General features: G+C 57.2%; 1 protein-coding gene. It reads left to right on the plus strand.

The genetic code is table 11. From position 1 onward, the window contains the following. Window positions 1-678, plus strand: a 678-nt coding sequence (locus tag J5224_RS33115) for an MlaD family protein (protein WP_264629141.1), incomplete at both ends; no start/stop codon positions are given.

The following is a 678-nucleotide window of genomic DNA, read 5'->3' on the forward strand; positions in this document are numbered from 1 at the left end:
CAGTCCAACCTTAACGCTGGTCACCGAGAGCCTGCCGGACATCCAGGAAGGCTCGATCGTGTTGTATCGCAAGTTTCAGGTCGGCGAAATCATGCGTATTCGCCCCGGTGCAGAAACGTTCGAAGTCCAGGTTTACCTGCATCCGGAATATCGCAAACTGCTGACCGAACGCAGCGTGTTCTGGGCCGAAGGCGGTGCGCGCGTGCAATTGAGCACCTCAGGGCTAACGGTTCAGGCAGCGCCCCTTAACCGGGCGATCAAAGGTGCCATCAGCTTCGATAACCTCGAAGGTGCCCCTGAAACCAAAGGTGGAAAGCGACTGCTGTATAACACCGAAACCGCTGCACGCGCCATTGGTAGCCGTATTGAACTGCGGACCTATGACGCCAGTTCGCTCTCTGCGGGTATGCCGATTCGTTACCTTGGTATTGAGATCGGGCGGTTGGATTCCCTTAAATTGGCAGAGCAGCGCAACGATGTATTGGCGCAAGCGGTGCTCTACCCTGAATACGTTAACGCGTTTGCCCGCGCGGGTACGCGCTTCTCGGTGGTGACGCCACAGATCTCAGCGGCCGGTGTCGATCATCTGGAAACCTTGCTCCAGCCCTACATTAACGTCGAGCGGGGCACCGGTGCGCAACAGCGTCAATTCGAGCTGCAACAGGCTACCATTTCCGA

It is taken from the genome of Candidatus Symbiopectobacterium sp. NZEC135 (assembly GCF_025962695.1).